At 31.1% G+C, this 15,614-nt stretch carries 11 protein-coding genes and 1 tRNA gene; 1 reads left to right on the forward strand and 11 read right to left on the reverse strand.

Annotated features, from left to right (window positions below; translation table 11 throughout):
• Nucleotides 1-2: 2 nt before the first annotated feature.
• From MHL31_RS07500 to MHL31_RS07530, 7 genes are all read right to left on the reverse strand, one after another.
• Nucleotides 3-614, reverse strand: a complete 612-nt coding sequence (locus MHL31_RS07500; RefSeq protein ID WP_240228548.1) for a V-type ATP synthase subunit D — start codon at nucleotides 612-614, stop codon at nucleotides 3-5.
• Nucleotides 604-1,182 (reverse strand): hypothetical protein, encoded by a 579-nt coding sequence (locus MHL31_RS07505; protein ID WP_240228550.1) that lies wholly within the window; start codon nucleotides 1,180-1,182, stop codon nucleotides 604-606. Before MHL31_RS07505 ends, MHL31_RS07500 begins: the two co-directional genes overlap by 11 nt.
• 8 nt (nucleotides 1,183-1,190) lie before the next feature.
• Nucleotides 1,191-1,781, reverse strand: coding sequence for a hypothetical protein (locus MHL31_RS07510; RefSeq protein WP_240228551.1), 591 nt, complete (start codon nucleotides 1,779-1,781; stop codon nucleotides 1,191-1,193).
• Between the two features lie 5 nt (nucleotides 1,782-1,786).
• The gene (locus tag MHL31_RS07515) at nucleotides 1,787-3,106 is read right to left on the reverse strand and encodes a V-type ATP synthase subunit B (protein WP_240228552.1); all 1,320 of its coding nucleotides are present in this window, start codon (nucleotides 3,104-3,106) and stop codon (nucleotides 1,787-1,789) included.
• Entirely contained in the window at nucleotides 3,100-4,833 is a 1,734-nt protein-coding gene (locus tag MHL31_RS07520) for a V-type ATP synthase subunit A (protein ID WP_240228553.1), read from the reverse strand. The genes MHL31_RS07515 and MHL31_RS07520 overlap by 7 nt, the downstream gene beginning before the upstream one ends.
• Nucleotides 4,834-4,843: 10 nt before the next feature.
• Complete coding sequence (locus MHL31_RS07525) at nucleotides 4,844-5,986, reverse strand: universal stress protein (protein WP_240228554.1); 1,143 nt, start codon at nucleotides 5,984-5,986, stop codon at nucleotides 4,844-4,846.
• Nucleotides 5,987-6,263: 277 nt separating this feature from the next.
• On the reverse strand, nucleotides 6,264-7,823 hold the full coding sequence (locus tag MHL31_RS07530) for a glycoside hydrolase family 10 protein (protein ID WP_240228555.1): 1,560 nt from the start codon (nucleotides 7,821-7,823) through the stop codon (nucleotides 6,264-6,266).
• A gap of 308 nt (nucleotides 7,824-8,131) precedes the next feature.
• On the opposite strand from MHL31_RS07530, the gene MHL31_RS07535 reads away from it, so the two are divergent.
• Nucleotides 8,132-8,205: transfer RNA gene (locus MHL31_RS07535), tRNA-Thr, on the forward strand.
• Between the two features lie 291 nt (nucleotides 8,206-8,496).
• On the opposite strand, the gene MHL31_RS07540 is transcribed toward MHL31_RS07535, so the two are convergent.
• From MHL31_RS07540 to MHL31_RS07555, 4 genes are all read right to left on the reverse strand, one after another.
• A complete protein-coding gene (locus MHL31_RS07540; RefSeq protein WP_240228556.1) occupies nucleotides 8,497-10,419 on the reverse strand; it encodes a glycoside hydrolase family 97 protein in 1,923 nt (640 codons plus the stop codon).
• Between the two features lie 98 nt (nucleotides 10,420-10,517).
• Nucleotides 10,518-12,905 (reverse strand): PDZ domain-containing protein, encoded by a 2,388-nt coding sequence (locus tag MHL31_RS07545; protein ID WP_240228557.1) that lies wholly within the window; start codon nucleotides 12,903-12,905, stop codon nucleotides 10,518-10,520.
• 111 nt (nucleotides 12,906-13,016) lie between these two features.
• A complete protein-coding gene (locus tag MHL31_RS07550) occupies nucleotides 13,017-14,627 on the reverse strand; it encodes an alpha-L-fucosidase (protein WP_240228559.1) in 1,611 nt (536 codons plus the stop codon).
• Nucleotides 14,628-14,693: 66 nt separating this feature from the next.
• Nucleotides 14,694-15,614 carry a family 43 glycosylhydrolase gene (locus MHL31_RS07555; RefSeq protein WP_240228561.1) on the reverse strand — a complete coding sequence of 307 codons (921 nt, stop codon included), beginning with the start codon at nucleotides 15,612-15,614 and terminating at the stop codon, nucleotides 14,694-14,696.

Genomic DNA, 15,614 nt, shown 5'->3' on the forward strand with positions numbered 1-15,614 from the left:
AATCATACTGAAGCTCCTTTATCCTGTTTTTTCTTTTTAACTAATTTAGCACAACCAATAGCTAATCGCTCAACATCACCTAAATAAATTTGAATTTTTCTAATATTATCAATAGTTTCAGGTATAAACACTTCTTTAAGAGCATTTTTCATACGTCTAGCTTCCGCAAGTTCCTCTCTTAATATTTCAATATTTTTGCGTTTTATTGCTATCATAAGCAAATCGGTTTTTTGATCTTTTATCACCTCAATTGCAGCATCTACCCATAAAGGTGTATCAAATAAATCTATTTCAATATTCTCAAACTTTAAATCTATAAACGCTTCAATAGTTGCTCCTGCAATTTCTTGTTTTTCAGTAACTACATTATCAATTTTTACTATTTCAGACAAATCAATAGTGTCTTCTGCCATAACAGCAACCCATTCTTTTGTTTTGGTATTTGTTTCTTCAATACTCTTTTGCAAACGTATTATACTATTTTCAATCTCTTGAACAACTCCTTTTAGCTGCTGTTCTTTCATTTCAAAAACGGGCAGTGCTGTCTTAAACTCTTTTAATTCTGCTTTTAATGCAGCCAAAAAGTTTTTATTCATTAAAATCTTATCCGCCATATGTTTCTGTTTTTATGGTACTTTCAAAAATATTAAAGCCTTTGTTTTGATTAAAACTCCACAACCTTATTAATAACATTAATTTTAATTTATAGCTTATTAAAGCTTCAAAATCTGCATAGTGTCCTGCTGAAATTAGCTCAAGTCTATCCCATTGAAATTTAATAAGTTGTTTTTCTTCTTCTAATGGGTTACCTGGTATAATTTGAATATTTTTTTTATTTTGATTTATTTGATGATCTTTAGATTTTCTGTAAAGTCTCAATTGCTCAACTTCTTTTTTCAGGTTAAAAACATAACTAGAAAAATCACTCAACACCTTGTATTTACTTATTTGAAAACTATTACTATGAATGTTTTTAAGATTAATTTCTTGAAAAAGGCGACTTTCATTAGACGATAAAAATTTAGCTGCTTCATTATTTAAAATAACTACCAAACTACTTTCACGTACTGATGAATCGGCATATTTTTTGAGCAACGAAGTAACCTTTACCTGCGTATCTTTTTCATGTTGAAAAGATAAATTAGGCAAACTACTCATTAAATATTCCAGATTTCCTGTCATAATAATCGTTATTTATTTTTTAAAATATCTACCCATTTACTACTTAAATGATCATTCAATATCTCAGAAACTTCATCAGGTGTAATATTATAACTCCAGCCTTGATCTGTTTTTGTTACTGTAAAACCTTTTAAAATAGAATTATCTTTTGTTATAGAAACCAAGCTTTTTGAAGCCTGTAACTCTTGTTGAATATATCCTGCTAGTTCTTTTTTAAGATCTTCAGAAAGCTTAACTTCAACCGAGCTATCAGCATTTTCTATAATTTTTAAAACTGTAGATTTTACTAAGTCTGGTGTAAATGTTTTAGTTACTTTATTGCTAAGCACTGTTTTTAACAATTTAAGCAAATCATTCTGTACCGTTACGTTTAAATCTCTTGCAGCTTGTCGTAGCAGTCCTTCTCCTTTTTCTAAAGTTGCTTTCGCTTCTTTTTCAGCATTTTGAAGTATCTCCGTTTTTTGAGCCGCTGCTTTACTAAGAATATTTTGAGCTTCTACATTTGCAGCTTCTACAATTTTTTGAGCTTCTTTTTCAGCAGCTTCAACAGCTTCAGTTTTTAGTGATGCAATTAATTTATCTAGCGTTTTTTCAGACATTGGTCTTATTTTTTTAAAATTTTGAACTTCCCATTTTCTGGCCAATATGTTTCAACTAATTTAGATGATAGCCCAACTTCTTCTTTTTTGAAATGTTTAGCTAATATATCCCAACAAAGATCTAGAGCATCTTCTAACTCTAAAAATCTAAACGGATCCATCAATTCTTTTTGAAACACTTTTCTATACTCTAACAAACGTAAAGAGTAGTCATCTTTTACCGAACCAAATTTTTGAGCTTTAACACGTTCTTCTGCATCGGAGAACAACCTAGCCATTGCATTCATTATACTTCTATGGTCTGGTCTAGTATTGTCATTTACCTGTTGTTTTAACCTACTTAAAGAACCAAACAATTCTAAATAACCATCTTTCATATAGAATTGACCTTCGGTTATATAACCAGTATTATCTGGTACAGGGTGCGTTACATCATCCATAGTTGTTACACCCAAAATAGTTAAACTACCTGCCCCATCAATATCTGCAGCTTTCTCGTAGCGACTTGCCAACTGTGAGTATAAATCTCCTGGATACCCTTGATTTGCAGGTATCTGATCTTGTGCATTTGCAACTTGACGTAAATAATCTGACCATTGTGTCATATCCGACAACAATACAAATACATTTTTACCTTGAAGTGCAAAACGCTCTCCAACAGCTAATGCTAAATCTGGCACCATTAAGCCTTCTACAATAGAATCTCTATGAGTATGCACAAACATGATTGTTTTACTTTTACTTCCAGCCTCTTCAATACGCTCTTTAAAGAAATGATATTCATCAAATTTTAATCCTACACCTCCAATAATAATAACATCTGCATCGGTTTGGGTAGCTATATTTGCCAAAAGACGATTATAAGGTTCACCTGCTTTTGCAAAAATTGGTATCTTTTGCGATTGTACCAATGTATTAAATACATCAATCATCGGTACACCAGTTCGAATCATGTTTTTAGGAATCATTCGTTTTACAGGATTTATTGAAGGACCTGCAACACGAATCATATCTGATTGTAATTCTGGGCCACCGTCTATTGGTAATCCATTACCCGAATAAACTCTACCTAACATATCATCTGAAAACCCAACTTGTACTGGTTTTCCTAGAAAACGAACTTTACAGTTAGTTGATACTCCAAACCCACCACCAAACAATTGAAGTGTTACTTTATCTCCTTCAATGGCTATTACTTGTGCAAAAGCCTTTTTTCCATCTGGATAAATTACCTCTGCCAATTCTTTATTATGAACCCCTTTTGCTTTTATGCTTAAAATGGCTCTTCCAATACTATCTATATTTTCATACGTTTTCTTTAGCATGCTCCCATTGTTTTAACCAAATTCAATATTTGTAATTTTTGTTTTTGAAATAATTCGTCGTCTATCCGTATCATATTCCAATCGATATAAGCTTGTCTCATAAAATTAAAATGAGATCTAATTTCTTCTTTACCCTTTAATGTAACTGGGGCATCAATAATTTCTTTTACAACATCAAACATAATACGTAACCTTTTAGGATCTGTAACGCCGTCCACATCATTAAAACTGTTTTGTTGTAAAAACACTGCATCAACCAATTCAGCTTTTTGATAACTAATATAAGCTTCATCTGTAATCCCTTTTTCTCCCATAAGTAAAATATTTGAAGCTATGGTTTTACCTTCACGAAGTAATTCCATTAAAAAAGAAACCTCTTCAAGCTTTAAAAGTGATGGATATTTTGAATTACTATCTATACGATCTATTGCTGGGTATTTTCGAGCATCAGATAATGCTCTAGACAATCCCCAAAATGCACCTGTACTTAATAAAGTGGCCTGCGTAACTGGTTCGTCAAAATTTCCACCAGCAGGAGACACTGTTCCCATAATACTTAGCGATCCTGTTTCTCCATTTTCTAAAACATCAACACCTGCACGGTCGTAAAATGCCGAAATAAGTGTAGAAATATACATTGGAAAAGCCTCTGGCCCTGGTATTTCTTCTTTTCTTCCAGATGTTTCCCTTAGTGCTTGCGCCCAACGCGAAGTTGAATCTGCTAACATTAAAACATCTAAACCTTGTTTTCTGTAATACTCTCCAACAGTAGTTGCCATATATACTGAAGCCTCACGAGCTGCTACTGGCATAGATGACGTATTCCCAACAATATAAGTTCTGTCCATTAAAGATTTCCCTGTTTTTGGGTCTATCAATTCTGGAAAATCTTTAAAAATTTCTACCGCTTCACCTGCACGTTCACCACAAGCCGCCATAATAACAATGTCTGCTTTTGAATGTTTTGCCAAACTATGTTGAAGTACTGTTTTACCTGCACCAAAAGGACCAGGACAACAAGCTGTTCCTCCATAAGCTATAGGGAAAAGCGCATCTAATATTCTAATTCCTGTAGGTAAAGGATTAACCGGGACAGAACGTTTGTTAAAAGGCATTGGTGTTTTTACAGGCCAATCAAAAGCCATTTGTAATTTTTTAGAATTACCCTCTGCATCTTTTACTGTTACTATATCTTTTTCAATGGTGTAATCACCTGCTTCCACAATACTTTCAACCGTGTAATTTCCTTGCATTGAAAATGGTACGAAAATTTTATGCTCAAAAAGTTTTTCTGGTACAGAACCCAATACAGAACCCCCAGTAACAATATCACCTTCTTTTACTGAAGGTGTAAAATGCCATTCTGTGGTTGTATCTAAAGGCGCTACTTCTAATCCCCTTTCAAGAAACCATTCCTTTTTTGCTAGTTCATACAATGGATTTTGAAGACCATCTGTAACAGAACCCAAAATACCTGGTCCTAATTTTACTGCTAGAGGAAGACCGGAGAACTCAACAGTATCTCCAAATTTCATCCAACCAGTATCTTCAAAAACTTGTAAATAAACCATATTACCGGTTTTTACATCAATAACCTCTGCTTTGAGTTTTTTCCCATCCTCAATTATAATGTAAGCTACTTCTCCATTTATTACCGCCCCTTCGGTAATCTCGACACCAACCAGAGATTCGTTTACACTGACTACTCGTCCTTTTGATTTATTCATTTTTTATAAATTATCTGCCGCGTAGTTTACGAACTTCGCTTTCTATTTTTGTATAATAAATTTTCTCTTTTATTTCCATTCCACTATTTCTATATGATGCTGCTTTCTCAGGTTCATCCATTTTTTCATAAATCTTAGCAATTCCGAAATAAGCGGGTAAATACATACTATTAACTCTTAAGCAGGCTTTTAATTGAGCAATAGCTTCTGTATAAAAACCATCTTCAACCAATTGAACTGCCGTATTGTATGAATTTTCAATATCATTAATTTTGGTTTCCAATTGTAACTTAATAACATCTTCTTCCTTTAAAGTAATGAAAGAACATGGCACTTCACGTATTACTTTTTCTGTTACACTTCCAATAAGCATACGATTTAAACCTGTTCTACCAGCGGTACCCATTATAAGTAGATCTATCATTTCTCTTGAAATAACACTGAGTATTTCTTCGGCTGGGTTTCCAATAGGTGTTTCTTTAATACATTTTACACCTTCTAAGTTAAAATCTTCTAAAAACTTATTAAATTTTGTTTTATGCGAAGCACATCTAAGATTGTTTTCTTTTTCTCTATCTTTTTCTGAAGTAAACCAACTGGAAGTTTGTAATTCACAAACACTTAAAATAGTTAATTCCGCTCTAAATCTACGCGCCATTGTTATTGCATTTTGAAGCGCTAATTTTGAAGTTTCAGAAAAATCAATTGGACAAAGTATGTTTTGAATATTAAGTGGTACTCCTTCTTTTACAACAAGCACTGGCTTGTCACTTTCTTGAATAATTCGTTCTGCGGTTGTTCCTAATTGAAATCTATCTCCGCTATTACTTTCTCCAGAACCAATTAAAATTAAATTGGCATCTATAGCTATAGACGTTCTAACTATGGCATCATTTACAGATCCAAATCTAAGTATTGAATTTTCAGATTCTACACCTGAGCTTGTTATTTTTTTTACCGTTTCTGATAACTTTGATAAAGCTGTTTCTTTTAACAACAACTTTACTTTTTCATTTAAAATATCATCAGGAAGCACATGAATTGGAATAATTTTAGATTGCAATACTTTTGCAAACTCAATAGCTGTTTCTACAACATTTTTAGAAGATGCACTAAAATCATTTGCTAATAAAATATTTTCTAATAGTTTCATCTGTCCAAATTTTATTGATTAATAAATGAGTTTGCAGATATATCTGTTGTTATTCTATAACAAATCTATTATACAATTCTTTAGAGAAACTTAAGGATAGGGTTATTTAAGTAAACAATTACAAATAACTAAAAACAAGAGCTTTAAATCCAAATTACATTGTTAAATCTCATGATTTTATAAAAAACAATGCTATTTTACATCGATTATCTACTAAATTTACATAAGAAACTTAGGGTTTTAAACACTAAAAATAATACAATCTAGTTGGTTTTTATTAAAATTCTAAATCTATTATTTTAACAGATTCACTTTCATTTCCAAATTTATCTACAGCAGACACAGCTATAGTGTTTAAGGTTTTAATTAGCTCTTTACCTCCAGTTTTAGAAACAGCCAAATCTTTTTTATCAGTTATTTTTAATGGTATGTTTATAGATTCAATTAAGCTTCCATAAATTGCATAACTCCATACTGTTCCATATTTAGTATAAACAATCCAGTGCGCAATTTCATCCTTATTTTTATGATTCCATCTAACAGATACTGTATCATTTTCAACAGTAGTATTAACACTTGGCGTTAATGGAGTTTTTTTATTTAACCAAGGGTATTTTGGAGTTAAAGCTTGTTTTTTATAGGGACCATCTAATATTGCCGCTGCCAATTCAGGCGAAGTAATCAAGGGTTTTATATTCCATAATACTTGTCCAGGCGCTTCAGAAATCATTCCTCTTGTTATCATAATTTGATTGAAAGTCTCATCTATAGCACTTTCACCTTTTAAACGGCCTATACTCATTCCAGGCCAAATATGGCGGTTTTTATAATTTTCATTATTCCACCAATTTAGTAATACCGGAAAACTAAGTTCTATTCTATTAATTGGCCAATATAATTGAGGTGTATAATAATCTACCCAACCTTTATTTAACCATAATTTAGCATCTGCATACAATGCGTTATACTGATCGAAACCTACAGTTACTGAAGCTGGATAATGTGGACGCCAAAAACCAAATGGACTGATACCAAACTTAACACTTGCCTTTTCTTTTTTTATACCTTTATAAACCCGTTTAATAAATTTATTTACATTATCTCTACGCCAATCGGCTCTTGACAATTTTCCACCATTTTGTGTATATAAATTCCAACTTTCATCATCAGGAAAATCTTTATTGTTATTGTATTCTGGATAAGGGTAAAAATAATCATCAAAATGAATTCCATCAATATTATACCTTTTTACAATGTCCATAACTACATTATAACTATGATCCTGTGTTTCTTGCTTACTTGGATCTAACCACCAATACCCTGTTTCTAAATGAACAGCCAAATTAGCGTGTTTTTTAACTATAGAAGCATCTGTAACAGGCCCTCCACTTACATGATGCGCTCTGTAAGGATTTAACCAAGCGTGTAACTCAATTCCTCTTAAATGCGCTTGTTCAATCCAAAATTCAAGCGGATCGTAATAAGGTTCAGGTGCTTTACCTTGCGAACCCGTTAAATAATAAGACCAAGGTTCTAAATTGCTTTTATACAGTGCATCTCCCTGTGGTCTAATTTGTATTACAGCCGCATTTAAATTATTTTTTTGAAGCACATTCAATAATACTATAACTTCATTTTTTTGTTCTTCGGAAGATAAGCCTGGTTTACTTGGCCAATTTATATTAGCAACAGAAGCAATCCATGCAGCTCTAAATTCTCTTTCGACCGTGGGCATATTTTGAGAAATATAAGGCGATGTTGATTTACTACTACTGCAATTTAAAAAAAGTAACATTACAATTGTTAAAACAAAAAACAGACTTAATTTATTAGACATAAAGATAATTTATGATTTTGTAAAATGGTACACTACTAATTCACAATAAATATAAATATTTATTTACGTGTACTCATATTTAAAATAAAATAATTACAAATAAAGCTTTTAAACATTTTTTATTTTTTTAATAGCGCATTAGCTTTTTAATTTGATAAAACCCTCTAATTATGACAATTAAAAATAATATTCTTTTTTAAAAACAGCAGGTGAATTTATCAAAATAAAAAAAATAAAAAAAAATGATTTTTTTTTCAAAAAAGACTTGCACATATAAAATAATTTAAATTAATTTGCACCCGTTAAAAGCCGATGTAGCTCAGCTGGCTAGAGCAGCTGATTTGTAATCAGCAGGTCGTGGGTTCGAGTCCCTCCATCGGCTCAAAAAACACTAACTTTAAAAGTTGGTGTTTTTTTTGCTTTATTTTGATATTAGTAAATATAAACCTAAATCAATATCTGCTATTATTAAAATTATCTATAGCCTCAACTACAAGCTATTAAAACTTTTCTTAAATATTTTTAAAAGGAGGAATTCTTTGATCTGTTCCAACAATATTAACTCCTCCTAATTATTTTCGTAATCTCCGTAAAGACTTCCTTTAGATATTCCTATAAATTCTTTGTTAACAATAATGAATTATAAGTAAGGTAAATGAAAACTATATGGTAATTATTCCATAATTTTTGGATGAATCCACATACAATGCCCTCCACCAGGAGCTAATATTGCTTTAATTAAATCTCCTTTTTTAACAATCCCTTTTCTAATTTGATATGCTTCTGGATTGGTTTTGCAATGCGTTTCTGCAGTATCTTCATAAAAAGTAACCTCATAATCTTTACCTTCTTCAAGAAAATCTAATTTAATATTTAGCGTTCCTCCTTTTTGATCAATTACACTACCTATAAACCATTCTTTTCCGTAACGACGTGCTGTTGTAATATTTTTACCAATAGCAGCGTTTAAAACTTTGCTTTCATCCCATTTACCAACTGGCATTTTTTGAATAAACTCGAATAAATCTGCTTTTGCTTCATAAGATTCCGGTGCATCAGGAATACAGACCAATCCACTAAAAATAATTAAAGTTCTTGCAACTTCAGAAGTTACCGTAGAAAAATAAGAGTTTGTTTTTTTGGGGCCTTTTTGTCTATCTCCTTTATTAATTCCAATTAAATCAAAGTTTCCATTATTCATATCTAATGGTCCTTGAACGGCATTAATTAGTGCCATTTTAATAAATGTTTCTGGAGTAAAAGACTTTCTATAATCTTGTTGAGCATGGCAATATTCTCTTGTTATTGCATTCGGATAGGTTCTTTGTACACCTGTAAAAGGTACTGGGCTATCATGAAAATCGATTAACAATTTATTTTCAACACTTTTAAGTATGGCTTCTCTAGAAAAATCTGGATTATTTCCCATAAAACCATATTTTATTCCTTTCATGTCTAAAGATTTAAAATACGAAAACAATTTATCATCTCCATAATCTCCTTTATGCCTATCATAGTAAAGTAATAAATCTACCTCTTTTTTTGCGGCATAATTAATAACTTCTTGGAAGTCTAATTCTTTAGCAATATTAAAACTACCTTTGTTTGTTTTTGTATACCAATTTGCATCAATTAAAAAATATTCAATCTTTTTTTCAGCTGCAAAGTCTATAAATCGCTTATAACTTTCTGTATTTACACCATATTTAAAGCCATCAGAGGCTGTATAACCATGAACACGCCAATCCCATAAAGTTTTACCTGGTTTTATCCAATCTGAATTTTCAATTTTATTAGGAGTTGCTAAATTTAATGTTACAGAGCTAGTTACTAAATCTCCTGCAGTTTCACCTAACAAAACTACTTTCCAAGGTGTTACTACTTTCCCTTCTTGATTATTAGTTTCACTTTTAGAAATTAATTTTTCGGTATGTTTATCAAAATCAATTTTCATTGTTTGAAATCCTTTTGTAGAAATTAAATCTGACTCTAAAATAGAAAGGTATTTTTTAAATGATTTTTCCACTACAACCGGTATGCCCATTTTCTGCTTATCATTAGAATTTTTAAGGCTGTTTAATTTAAAAGGCCCTTTAGGCTGCGTACCTCCGGTTGTATAATAAAGAATATCTGTATTAGAAAGATTGTATTCGCTATAGAAATTTAATTGATCATCTATTTTTACATCATCTAAATCAAATCTAAAACCAACTCCTCCATTGTAAGCTCTTACAAGAAGTTTTCCTTTAATTTTATCAATTTCAACCGTTAAAATTAATTCGTTATAATAATCTCTAATTTCACTAAATTGTCCCCAAGTAGGTTTCCACGTAGTATCAGACGATTTAAGTTCTGCTTTAATAATTTCAATTTTAGCATTTGGTTTAATTGACAATTTTGATGTATCAATAATATTTTCATTTTGCCAATTTAAAGTATAAAACAAGTCTCCTTTTAGTTCTTTTAAACTTAATTTTACTTCAGAGTTTGGAGATTCAATTTTATAAATTTCTTGTCCTTCGGAACAGGCATTTAACAATAAACTGAGTACTAATAAAATTAAAAAAATAGTTGTTTTCGAGTTTCTTTTATTCATTATATTCTAATTTTAATATCGCTAATTACTGCATCTAAATTACTTCAAAAATTCTTTAACAATATGTTACTTTAAACTTTTGTTTTTATAATCTGAACTCACTTAATATTAATTGATATTTCTTTTTCTAATTGATTTCTCATAATAAGTAAGTCTATTTTACCATTGGTATTTTCTACATTAACTTTTAAAAAATCGTTAACTGTTTTAATCTTTTTTTCTGAAGCTTTTAAAATAACATCACCTATTTTAAGGCCGTTGTTTTTTACTGCAGGATTCTCTTTAAAAACTTCTAATACAATTACACCTTCAGCTGAATTTAAACCGTAAGCAGATTGTTCTTCTTTAGATTCAACACTTTTAATCTTATTTTTTAACCACACTACTGCAGAACTATTTTCCTTTTTATTTTCTGTAATTTTTTCAATAATTGGAACTTTAGGAGATTTAGCAATGGCCTTTAAACTAGGCTTTTGAACACCAAACCTATCCATTGGGTAGTTTTTAAATCCTATTTTTAATGCTGGTGAATTTTCAGCAACCGAAAAATCTAAGTTAGCCGGATCTTTAAACATTGGATTTCCATAAATACTATGAATATCTCTATTGTGAATTTGAGATTTTAGCAAGGCTACTTCAGTAGGAAAAAGATTGTAGTCAAGTTCTTTTCCCCAACCCGATAAACGAATATCTTTATATGCTCCTGAAACAATATTTCTTTTAAAAACATCTTCGCTATTTACAAACCAAACATGTGGATGGAAGGAATTATTAACCATAATATTATTTTCAACCAAACGATTGAAGCCTTCACGTAATTTAAGCCCTTTATTTAGCATTAAATTATTATAAATATGGTAGTTTGAAGAACCATCGTCTAAATCTACATCCCAGCCGTGATCACAACGAAAACGATTATTTCTAATAATGGTAGTTTTAATAGCATCCCACTTATACATAGTTGGTTTTGCAATAATTAAACTATCTAACACATTACGATTTGGATGCCAAAACCGATCTCTACCCCAAGAATTAAATGAGCCATGGTCATTAGTTTCTAAAACAGTATTAAACACATCGTTATATTCAATTATATGTCCGCCCCAAGTTCCTTCACTAATATTAATTCCGGCTCTAGGTACATCATAAATGCTATTATTACGCACTGTAATATCCATAGACATGGAAATTTGAACACCTGCGGTTTGCTTTTCAATTCTACCAATCCGATGAATTAAATTATTTTCAACTAAACATTCTCTAGGATACAATTCGTTTTTAGGTCCAGCAATAGTATCCATTTCTGAAATTGATACAAATTCGGTATAATTAAAAGATGGAGACCTAACAGCTGAAGCATCTCCAATAAAAGAAATAGCACTTGCGCCACAATTATGTATATGATTTCCTTTGACTTCTATACCTTTGTTATACTTACTTGCCATAATAACATTACCACTCAAGTTCGTAAAAACACTATTTTCTACCTTACAATTTTCAGTTCCTTCAAAAAACAATGCACTTCCTCTGTAGATTGTCCAATCACTTCTTAATAAAGGTTCGTAGGTTTCCATAAAAGTACGTTCGGTATTTTTAAAAGTAATTTCTGAAATAGATACATTTTTTACTGGGTTATTTAATGTACCTACTACCTTAATTAAATCTTTAAGTACTGACACCTCATATTTTGAGGTATTTATAGAAATTACATCTAAAGGCCAATAATAAAGTTTGCTATTTTTTTTATCTAAATACCATTCACCTGGACTGTCTAATTCTTCAAAAACATTTTCAACCATACGATATTCTTTATGAGGTTTAGACATACGATTGTTTTGCTGTCCGCCTTCTAAAATAGGAGTTCCATCTTTATTTACACCCGTAATTACATAATGAAAACCGCCCCATCTACCAGCATGAGAAGCATTAAAATAGGCTCCTTCAGGATTTTTCCAAGACGCTACACGTTCCTTAGAAATTGCATCTGAAGCATAGCCTTGCCAATAACGACTATCTTCATTATAATTTGGATAGCGTGCTAAAATTTGTGGAACTCCATTCACTAATAATTGATCAAAATCTGAGTTTTCAGGAACATCAGTTACAAAAATATTATTATCATATTTTTCCCAAGTAAGATTTAACACTTTAGACCCCTTAATACTAACTTCTGAAGCTTTAGTTCCTTTTATACTAATACCACTTAATATTGAAGGTATTATTAATGGTTCTGATAGATAATAATCACCAGGAAGTATATTTATAATTATATTAGTTTTAGAATCTTGAAACTTAATTTGCTTTGCTTTTTCAATTGCGTTCGAAATTTTTGAAAATGGTTTTTGTTCACTTCCAGCATTAATATTTGAACCTACTTTTGAAACAAATACATTCACCGTTTTCACGTCTTGTGCATACGTAATGTGACTTATAGAAACGACACAAAGTATCATTAAACACACATCAAATAATTCTTTCACTTTCATTCTATTAACATTAGGATTTCTAAAAAAACGGTTGTTAGTTGTTATTACCAATAAAAACAACATATTAAATTTCTTCAGAAGGCTTTGTTTAAACAAACTTTAATTCTTCTTTTAATCTCTGTCAAACCCGTCTATATCTACTTTTTTTGTTCCTTTTAATGCTTTTGAAGCATCTTTTTGAATTACATTAGGATGATATTGTTCCTTTTTTGTTACAATTTTAAACGACCATGCATACATACTTTCTCCTAAGTCTTTTGGAGGTGTAATTGAAAGTCCTTCTGAAGTCATTTTCCATTTAACTTTACTTTCAGATCCTATTAAACTAACCGATTTTACAGTTCTTTTTTTCCAACCTTTAGTACCTTCAATTATAAATGAGTTTAATGGTTTAGTTGTTTTAATAGCATATAAATTTTTTCCATTTGTTGTAAAAGATAAGTTTTCATTGTCTTGATGCGTTATTTTCCAATATCTAGAACCATAAATAGCTTCTCCATTAATTTTTAACCATTTCCCCATAGCCTTTAAGCGCTCTACTTGCCATTCTGGAATGGTTCCATCTCCTTTAGGTCCTATATTAATTAAGAAATTTCCATTACGACTAATAATTTCTACCATTTCATGAATAACATCTGATACAGATTTCTTTTTAAATGGATAATTAGAATCTTCTTCCTCTGCTAAATAACCAAATGAAGTACCAAATGTTGTACAGCTTTGCCATTTTGGTCCTATTACTTTTAATCTTAAATTATCTTTTTCTAAAGCTCCAACTCCATCTGGCCAGTTTCTATTTCCTCCTTTATTATTTAAATAAACTTCTTGTCCTTTTGCAGCTCCATTATTCATAAAATCGGTTATCATTAACCTTAATTGATCATAATAATATTGAATTTCTGGTTTAAATATTGCTTTTGCCGCATTATTTCCATCACGCGTAAAGATTGGAATATCGTCTATCCATAAAAAATCTGGTTGGTATTTATCTTGAATTTCTTTCCAACGCGCTACATAATCATCAACAAATTCTTTACTATACGTAAATGGTCCATAAAGTGATGCTGCTTTGGGTACACGTTTTATTTCTTCAACAATATCTGGTCTTGGCTCTCCATTAACCACATATTTTTGTGTTGCAAAAAAACCAGTATGTCTTTCTCTGTGGTAAGAAGGTGCATATTTTAAACCTTTTTTACGTACCGCTTTCCCTAAATCTCCAACAATGTCTCTTTTTGGCCCCATATCAACTGAGTTCCATGGTGTTAATTCTGAATCCCAATTTGCCCAACCATCGTGATGTTCAGCTGTTAAAACAACATATTTTGCACCTACTTCGGCAAATAATTCTGCCCATTCTTCTGGATTCCAATTTTCTGCTTTAAATTCTGGGATTATATCTTTATATCCAAAGTCTGGTGGATTTGCTCCCCAACGTTCTTTCATATATGGATAATAATATGCTGGATCTTCATACAAAATCTTAGGTCCGTGTTCTGCATAACCTCTATTTCCTTTTCTATGACCAATTACAGAATATGGCCCCCAGTGGATAAAAATTCCTATTTTTCCATCATCAAACCAAGCTGGAACTTGCATTTTTTGAAGTGATTCCCAACTACCATCGTAAGGCTTTTTTATTTCTTGTGCATAAGAAGTACTATTGAAAAACATACAACATAATATAACTAAACAGATATTATACAATTTTTTTATTTTCATTAATGATAGTTTTTTTTGATTATAATTTAAGAGTCTCTAGTATTTTGTCAAATAAATTAATATAGTTTATTTCTCAATTTTGTCATTTTCTAATGTATACTCAATTGGGACTATTGTTCCATCTTCTCGAAATGTCATTTTTTCAAAACAAGCGGATCTACGATGAAATGAACCATCATTAACATCTCCTCTATGGTAAAAGAAATACCATTCGTTATTAAATTCTATAGCAGATGCATGATTAGGTGCATTAGAAGCATCAGGTGCTAATGTTCCCTTTAAGGTTGCGTATTGTGGTAAAGGCATGTCTGCCATCCAATATTTAGTAACAGGTCCTACTCTTGCATTAAAATAATAAATACCATTTCTTTTAAATATATGCACTGCTTCGCTTACAATTTCTTCACTCAATCGAACCCAAGGACCATCAAGTTCTATCATATTATCTTTTAACTTTGCACCCATAATATGTGCTCCTGGTTCGCCAATATTTACTTTATGGTCATTTCCATAAATATAAGCTTGACCATCATCATCTACAAAAACTGTAGGATCGAAAATAGTTGTAATCTTATCTGAAACTGCTTCTTGCCAAGGACCAATTGGAGTTCTACTTTTTGCTACACCAATATGTGTTTTATTATAAGGGAAATAGAAATAATACCAACCGTTTTTATAAGCCACATCTGGAGCATTCATTTGCCCATGAGCCCAAGTATATTCTCTTGGTTTTAAAACCACTCCGTGATTTATCCAAGTTTTTAAATCTGAAGATTCTAAAACAACATAGTCTTGCATAGTGCTAAAGTTTACTGCATCTGGAACATCTCTAGATGAATAAACATACACCTTCCCATTAAAAACCTCAGCAGCAGGATCTGCAGCATAAATAAATCCAGGGTCTGTTTTCTTTAAAATTGGATTTTGAGCTTTGCAACTACTAACAATAAATGCAATTAAAAAAATAAAAAAAAATACGTTTTTCAT

This window comes from Lutibacter sp. A80, from assembly GCF_022429645.1.
Lineage (GTDB): Bacteria > Bacteroidota > Bacteroidia > Flavobacteriales > Flavobacteriaceae > Lutibacter.

What these genes read in the sequence shown, in the direction of transcription:
- MHL31_RS07525 (WP_240228554.1), bottom strand. Translation starts at nt 5,986, where the DNA reads ATGAAACTATTAGAAAATATTTTATTAGCAAATGATTTTAGTGCATCT.
- MHL31_RS07510 (WP_240228551.1), bottom strand. Translation starts at nt 1,781, where the DNA reads ATGTCTGAAAAAACGCTAGATAAATTAATTGCATCACTAAAAACTGAA.
- MHL31_RS07500 (WP_240228548.1), bottom strand. Translation starts at nt 614, where the DNA reads ATGGCGGATAAGATTTTAATGAATAAAAACTTTTTGGCTGCATTAAAA.
- MHL31_RS07530 (WP_240228555.1), bottom strand. Translation starts at nt 7,823, where the DNA reads ATGTCTAATAAATTAAGTCTGTTTTTTGTTTTAACAATTGTAATGTTA.
- MHL31_RS07555 (WP_240228561.1), bottom strand. Translation starts at nt 15,614, where the DNA reads ATGAAAAACGTATTTTTTTTTATTTTTTTAATTGCATTTATTGTTAGT.
- MHL31_RS07540 (WP_240228556.1), bottom strand. Translation starts at nt 10,419, where the DNA reads ATGAATAAAAGAAACTCGAAAACAACTATTTTTTTAATTTTATTAGTA.
- MHL31_RS07520 (WP_240228553.1), bottom strand. Translation starts at nt 4,833, where the DNA reads ATGAATAAATCAAAAGGACGAGTAGTCAGTGTAAACGAATCTCTGGTT.
- MHL31_RS07545 (WP_240228557.1), bottom strand. Translation starts at nt 12,905, where the DNA reads ATGAAAGTGAAAGAATTATTTGATGTGTGTTTAATGATACTTTGTGTC.
- MHL31_RS07505 (WP_240228550.1), bottom strand. Translation starts at nt 1,182, where the DNA reads ATGACAGGAAATCTGGAATATTTAATGAGTAGTTTGCCTAATTTATCT.
- MHL31_RS07515 (WP_240228552.1), bottom strand. Translation starts at nt 3,106, where the DNA reads ATGCTAAAGAAAACGTATGAAAATATAGATAGTATTGGAAGAGCCATT.
- MHL31_RS07550 (WP_240228559.1), bottom strand. Translation starts at nt 14,627, where the DNA reads ATGAAAATAAAAAAATTGTATAATATCTGTTTAGTTATATTATGTTGT.